Genomic DNA, 6083 nt, shown 5'->3' with positions numbered 1-6083 from the left:
TTGAAGGTAGGCGCGCTCCGTGTCAGCACCCATTCCAGCTTGGAAGGTGGAATTGTCGCGGCCATGCGCGAGCCACGCCCAGCCGCGTTGCCGGCCTGCCTCGAGAATCTGGGGGTAGTGCCGACAAACGTCGGAGTTGAGAAGCACACTTGCGGGCACTCCATGTCGGTCGAGGCTCTCGATCATCCGCCACAGGCCTACCCGCGGACCGTAATCGCGCCAGCCGTAATTGAGTGGATCCGGCTGCAGCATCGCGGTACCGCCGAAGATGCTCGTGGAGGGCTTGTCGATCTGATAGTGCTCGATGTTCAGCCCGACATAGAACGCCACTCGGGCCCCATTCGGCCACGAAATCGTCGGTCGCTCCGTGATCGGGCTGTAATCGAAGCGGAAAGTGTCAAGGCGGGTGAGACAGATTCCGTCAGGCGGTCTGTATGAGGGCCTCCTGTGAGGGCTGGTTGATCCAGGCGGCCTCGGGCAGCTTGGGCGCCTGGGGTCGGCGGTGGCCGAAGCGCTCGGGACGGGCGGCGTAGGCCGCGTCCAGGGTGGCCTGGCGCTGGGCGCGGACCTGCCCGGCGGTGCCGAAGTGGACGCTGGCGGGGGTGTGCAGCCCGATCCCGCAGTGGCGGTGCTCGTGGTTGTAGTAGGCGAAGAACTGCTCGGCGAACGCGCCGGCGTCGGCCAGGGACCCGAAGCGCTCGGGGAAGACCGGGGCGTACTTCAGCGTCTTGAACGCCGCCTCGCTGTAAGGGTTGTCGTTCGACACGTGCGGGCGGGAGTGCGACCTGGCCACCCCGAGGTCGACGAGCAGCTGAGCGACCGGTTTGGAGGTCATCGAGGTCCCGCGGTCGGCGTGGATCGCCTCCGGCACGCCATGGATGCCCATGGCGTGCTCGAGCAGGTTCTTGGCGATCTCGGCGTCCTCGCGGGCCGCGATGGTCCAGCCCACGACGAACCTGGAGAAGATGTCGAGCACGACGTACAGGTCGTAGTACACGCCCCGCTCCGGCCCCTTGAGCTTTGTGATGTCCCAACTCCACACCTGCCCCGGCGCCGTCGCGACGAGCTCGGGCCGGGTCCGGGGCGGGTGGCTCGCCTGCCGGCGCCGTTCCCCGGCCATGTCGTGCTCGCGCAGGATCCGGTGCATCGTGGACATCGAGCACAGGTAGGTGCCCTCGTCCAGCAGCGTGGCCCAGACCTGGGCGACCGACTTGTCCGCGAACCGCTGGCTGGTCAACACGGCCAGCACGTGGGCCCGCTCGGCGGCGGACAGCTTGTTCGCCGGTGCCGGCCGCGGTGTCCGTGGACGTGGCGGTGGCGGGTTCTTGGCCCGGTAGTGACTGGCGCGGGAGCGACCCAGCAGCGCGCACGCAGCCGCGGTGCCGACGTGCTCGGCCAGCCCGTCGACGGCCGGGTTGATCACCGCGGCGACCGCGGCGGCTTGTCCGCGCTCTCGGAGAGCGTCTCCAAGAGCGCGTGTGCTTTTCCCATCAGGTCCAGCGCCGCCCTGGTCTTGGCCAGCTCGGCCTCGGCCTTCTCCGCCCGGGCCCGTAGCGCCTGCAGCTCCCGCTCGCGCCGGTCCCGCGGCTTGCTGCCCAGCCCGGACAGCGAGCCGGCGGCCGCGGCCTTGCGCCACTCGATGATGTGGGAGGTGTACAGGCCCTCCCGGCGCAGGATCTCCCCACGCCCAGAGCGGTCCGCGGCGTCGTACTCGGCCAGGATCGCCGCTTTGAACTCGGCGGTGAACGTCCGCCTCTTGGGCCGGTCAGCACGAGGAGCCATAGCCCCATCATCGGTGCCGACGTCAGCAACCGTCATCGTCATCTCAGTATTGGTCCGTTCTCGCCCCGTGCAGTGCGAAGGTCAGCAGTGCTGGTGTCTCACCCCATCCTGACGCACAGGGCTCGAGCGGGAGCGCTTGTTCAGTCGCGCGTGGATCTTCGTGGGTCACGAATCAGAGATCCCTCAGCCCGGCGACTACGTGGTGCGGCGAGTGCTCGACGACTCGTTCATCGTGGTGCGCGACGAGAGTGGCTCCGTCAAGGCGATGTTCAACATGTGCCTGCACCGAGGAATGCAGGTGTGCCGGGCGGAAATGGGCAACGCCTCGCACTTCCGCTGCCCGTATCACGGCTGGTCGTACCGCAACGACGGACGAATCGTGGGGCTGCCGTTCCACGAAGAGGCGTACGGTGGCGAGGCTGGCTTCAATCGCAAGGGAGCCCGCCTGCTTCCGGCGCCGAGCCTCGACAGCTACAACGGGTTGATCTTCATCAGCATGGATCCGGATGCGCCACCGCTGATCGACTACCTCGGCGATTTCGCTTTCTATCTCGACTACTACACGAAGCAGAGCTCCTCGGGCATCGAGCTCCGCGGCCCGCAGCGCTGGCGGGTGAAGGCGAACTGGAAGATCGGCGCAGAGAACTTCGCCGGCGACATGTACCACACGCCACAGACCCACACCTCGGTGGTCGAGATCGGCCTCTTCCGCGAACCGAAGGCGGAGAAGCGTAAAGACGGCAACACGTACTGGGCGGGCAACGGCGGAGGCACGACCTACAAGCTTCCGGAGGGAACGCTCGAGGAGCGGCTGCGCTACGTGGGCTACCCCGACGAGATGATCGACCGGATGAAGGAGGTCTGGTCCCAGGACCAGCTCAATGTGATCGGCGAGAACGGCTTCATGATCTCGGCGGCCTCGATCTTCCCGAACATGAGCTTCGTGCACAACTGGCCGAAGGTGGAAGACGGCGACGACGTGCTCCCGTTCATCTCGATCCGTACCTGGCAGCCGATCAGCGAGAACGAGACCGAGGTGCTTTCCTGGTTCGCCGTCGACGCAGCGGCACCGGAGGAGTTCAAGGCTCTGTCGTACAAGGCGTACCTGATGTGCTTCGGCAGCACGGGGATGTTCGAGCAGGACGATGTGGAGAACTGGGTGTCCCTTACGAACACCGCGAAAGGGAATATGGCGCGGCGCTTGCTGCTGAACAGCCGGATGGGCGTGCTGAAAGACGGCAGATTCGTCGTGGAGCCGCTCGGACCGGACGCGTTCTCTGGCCCGGGCGTGGCCCACGTCGGTTACGGAGAGTACAACCAGCGGCATCTGCTCGAGCGCTGGGCGGACTACCTCGAGACGGAGCCGACCGCGCTGATCATCTCGTCGGTGGGGATGCCGGAGGGGCTGTCATGACCGAGGCGCGCTGGGTTCGACTGAAAGAGTCGCCGCTCGGAGCACATACGACCAAAGCCACGCGGGTGGGGAGTTCGTTGTCGTTCTCGGACGGCCTGCATCTGGAGACGCACAGGTGGCTCGTCGAAGAGGCATACATCCTCGACGAGCAGCGGTACGAGGACTGGCTCGACCTCATCGCCGACGATGTGCACTACATCATGCCCGTGCAGGTCACTACCGCGCTCGGCGCCGGGTACTCGACGTCTCCGGGCATGGCGCATTGGGACGAGAACAAGTACTCCCTGAGCCGGCGGGTCGCCCGCTTCCTCACGGAACACGCCTGGACAGAGGATCCGCCCTCCCGGCTCCGTCACTTCGTCACGAACGTGCGCACCTTCGAGAGCGACGTCCCGGGCGAGGTCGTCGTCGATTCTGCGGTGCTTCTTTTCCGCAGTCGCGGCGACGTGCACGAGCCCGCGGTGATCTCGGCCGGCCGCGAAGACGTTCTGCGACGTGTCGGCGGCGGGTTGCAGCTCGCACGCCGAACCATCACGGTCGACGAGTCGGTCTTGCGCACACAGAATCTGGCGATCTTCCTATGAAACTCGAATGGGAAGGCGAAGAGGACGACCGCATCGCGGCCATCGCAGCAGCAGACGAACGTCAGCGGCTCGAAGACCAGCGGGTAGGGGCTCCGATCTCGATCGCCAATGAGTTCTCGGAGATCCGGGTATCTCGCGTGGAGACACGCAACGGCTCCCGGCTCCTGATCGAGTCGCCGCGATCCGGGCAGTGGGTCGCTCTCGATCCGCTCGAGCTCGAGGCGCTGACCTGGCAGACTACGGCGACGTTCTCCGCCATGATCGCCCAACCGTTCGCACCGATGTTCCCTGAGATAACGCCTGAAGAAGCAGGAGAGGAGTGACACATGCCTGTCGTGAAAGCGGATCTCGGGCTCTGTCAGGGCTACGCCAACTGCATCATGGCCGCGGGAGACTATTTCGATCTCGATGACGACGGCGTCGTGATCCTGCTCAGAACAGAGGTCGACGAGGCCGACCGGAAACGGGTCACCGAGGCGGCGAACAGCTGCCCGGTTTCCGCGCTCCGGGTGGAAGACGAATGACGACAGCGATTGTCGGTGCGTCGATCGCGGGGGTACGGGCCGCGCAGGCGCTTCGGGCAGAGGGGTATCGCGGAGACGTTGTGCTCATCGGCTCCGAGCCCGTGCTGCCCTACGACAAGCCGCCGCTGTCGAAGGGATACCTCGTCGGTGCAGGTGCAGCCGAGGTCACGCTCCTCACGGCGGCGGAGGCGCTCGAGCTTAACATCGACCTTCGTCTCGGTGTGCCGGCGGTAGGTCTGGACCGTGCGTTGTCGGAGCTCCGGCTGGCGAATGGACGGCGGGTCGGCTTCGATGACCTCGTGGTGGCGACCGGCGTCCGCGCGCGGCCGTCGCCGTGGGGTGAAGGCGAGGGAATCCATGTGCTGCGGACACTCGACGACGCAGACCGGCTGCGCGCCGAGCTAGTTCCCGATCGCAGGATCATCGTCATCGGAGCGGGCTTCATCGGCGCCGAGGTCGCCGCGACCGCTCTTGGGCTCGGAGTCGATGTCACCCTGGTCTCGGCGACACGCGACCTGATGTCACGCCGGCTCGGTGACGAGATTGGCGCCCTCTTCTCGCAGAAGCACTCCCGGCATGGCGTACATGCGGTTCTCGGACGGACGGTCGCGCAGATCGACGGTGCGAAGGGAGACTTCCGCGTGCTCCTGGATGACGGTTCCGAGCTCCACGGTGATGTCGTCGTCATCGGCATCGGGGCAGTGCCGAACGTCGAATGGCTCGAGGACTCAGGGCTCGAGATCGACGACGGTCTCGTCTGCGACGAATTCCTCACGGCACTCGGCGCCCCGGAAATCCATGCGATCGGCGATGTTGCGCGGTGGCGGCATCCGGTTCGCGGCGATCTCACCCGTCTTGAGCACTGGACGAATGCGGTCGACCAGGCGCGCTGTGTCGCGCACAACATCGCTCATCCCGACGACCGACGCTCATATCTGCCTGTCGAGTATGTCTGGAGTGACCAGTTCAACTGGAAGCTGCACATCGTCGGTCGCACGACGGCAGTCAACCCCGAGATGGTGACGGACCCTCGAACACCCGACCGGATCGCGTCTCTGTACTCTCAGAATGGTCTGTCATTCGACGGGGCAGTGGTACTGAATTGGCCCCGCGCTCTCGTCGAAGTCCGCCGGTCCATCGCAGCGGGATCGTCGCTTTCCGACGTTCGTGTACGACTGGGCCGGCTGCTCGAATCGGCGTCCGGATAGACCTGGACGGGATCGCCTTGCCCTTGATGGCGGCCCTGAGGGCCGGCAGGAACGATACAGTTTCTGTTGTGCAGAGAAATAGAGCAGCCGACGGAGTCGATGCGGCTCCGCAATACCGATCGAGTCGGTCGACAATGCCCTGAAACTCCTGCTCCTGCTCGGTGAGAAGAACGAACTTCGACTGACGGACGCCAGCAAGCACCTGGGTGTCGCGACCTCAACGGCGCATCGCATCCTCGCGATGCTTCAATGGCGAGGATTCGTGCGGCAAGACCCGCGAACGAAGACATACGGGCCAGGGCCGTCGTTGACCACGATCGCCTTCTCGGTGCTGAGAAAGATGGACATCCCGCAGATCGTGCAACCGATCCTCGAGGAACTCAGCCACCAAGCCGGCGAGACGGTTCACCTCGGCACGCTCGACGGCAACTCCACTCGCTTTCTCGCAGTCTCGGAACCGACGACGGCGGTGCGAGTCGCTTCACGGTTGGGCAAGGAGATGCCGGCCCATTGCACCTCCACGGGAAAGGTTCTCCTGGCGCAGCTCCCGCGAGAACAATTGGACCGTCTC

At 65.5% G+C, this 6083-nt stretch carries 7 protein-coding genes and 2 pseudogenes; 7 read left to right on the top strand and 2 right to left on the bottom strand.

The window, feature by feature from the left end:
* Together Q1V87_RS05510 and Q1V87_RS05505 are read right to left on the bottom strand one after the other, a co-directional pair.
* The coding region (locus tag Q1V87_RS05510) for a hypothetical protein (protein WP_300591189.1) at window positions 1-330 on the bottom strand (330 nt) is incomplete at its 3' end.
* A gap of 91 nt (window positions 331-421) precedes the next feature.
* Window positions 422-1782: pseudogene (locus Q1V87_RS05505) on the bottom strand (IS3 family transposase).
* A gap of 160 nt (window positions 1783-1942) precedes the next feature.
* Between Q1V87_RS05505 and Q1V87_RS05500 the strand changes: the two are divergent.
* The 7 genes and pseudogenes from Q1V87_RS05500 to Q1V87_RS05470 form a co-directional block, all read left to right on the top strand.
* Window positions 1943-3196: an aromatic ring-hydroxylating dioxygenase subunit alpha gene (locus tag Q1V87_RS05500; RefSeq protein ID WP_005054956.1), complete on the top strand. Its 1254-nt coding sequence runs from the start codon at window positions 1943-1945 to the stop codon at window positions 3194-3196.
* Window positions 3193-3780, top strand: coding sequence for a 3-phenylpropionate/cinnamic acid dioxygenase subunit beta (locus Q1V87_RS05495; protein WP_005054954.1), 588 nt, complete (start codon window positions 3193-3195; stop codon window positions 3778-3780). Before Q1V87_RS05500 ends, Q1V87_RS05495 begins: the two co-directional genes overlap by 4 nt.
* Complete coding sequence (locus tag Q1V87_RS05490) at window positions 3777-4103, top strand: hypothetical protein (protein ID WP_005054953.1); 327 nt, start codon at window positions 3777-3779, stop codon at window positions 4101-4103. Before Q1V87_RS05495 ends, Q1V87_RS05490 begins: the two co-directional genes overlap by 4 nt.
* A gap of 3 nt (window positions 4104-4106) precedes the next feature.
* Window positions 4107-4304, top strand: a complete 198-nt coding sequence (locus tag Q1V87_RS05485) for a ferredoxin (RefSeq protein ID WP_005054951.1) — start codon at window positions 4107-4109, stop codon at window positions 4302-4304.
* Window positions 4301-5512, top strand: coding sequence for an FAD-dependent oxidoreductase (locus Q1V87_RS05480; RefSeq protein ID WP_005054949.1), 1212 nt, complete (start codon window positions 4301-4303; stop codon window positions 5510-5512). The genes Q1V87_RS05485 and Q1V87_RS05480 overlap by 4 nt, the downstream gene beginning before the upstream one ends.
* A 112-nt stretch (window positions 5513-5624) precedes the next feature.
* A pseudogene (locus tag Q1V87_RS05475) lies at window positions 5625-5777 on the top strand (helix-turn-helix domain-containing protein); the annotation flags it as partial.
* Between the two features lie 42 nt (window positions 5778-5819).
* Window positions 5820-6083, top strand: a 264-nt coding sequence (locus Q1V87_RS05470) for an IclR family transcriptional regulator C-terminal domain-containing protein (protein ID WP_300591188.1), incomplete at its 3' end; no start/stop codon positions are given.

Origin of the sequence: Microbacterium sp. (genome assembly GCF_030149085.1) — a bacterium.
Classification (GTDB): Bacteria; Actinomycetota; Actinomycetes; order Actinomycetales; family Microbacteriaceae; genus Microbacterium.
Note: the sequence above shows the minus strand (reverse complement) of the source record. Positions and strands in the feature narration are given on the sequence as shown.